This is a genomic window from Undibacterium sp. TC4M20W, assembly GCF_049340245.1.
Lineage (GTDB): Bacteria > Pseudomonadota > Gammaproteobacteria > Burkholderiales > Burkholderiaceae_D > Undibacterium.
Window position 1 is genome coordinate 1 of sequence record NZ_JBMPPI010000106.1, and the last position, 219, is coordinate 219.

Here is a 219-nt window from a genome sequence, read left to right on the forward strand (position 1 = left end):
GCAAAGTTACCCTGGGTCAAGCCGCTCTGGCCATCCTCGGTGGTGCTACCGGTGCAGACAAAGTTGCCGTCGATTCCAAAGTTGCCGCTGCGACATCCTTCACAACAGCCATCGACACCAACGAAGAGATCGTTGCCTACTCCCTGCCAAGCAACACAGCCCTGGCTAAGGACTGGTTGAGCAAAGTGCTGGATTCCGCTACACAAGCATCCCAAATCG

1 protein-coding gene is annotated in these 219 nt (G+C 55.7%); it reads left to right on the forward strand.

The window, feature by feature from the left end:
* On the forward strand, positions 1–219 hold a 219-nt coding region (locus tag ACO0LL_RS30485; RefSeq protein WP_422954560.1), incomplete at both ends, for a hypothetical protein.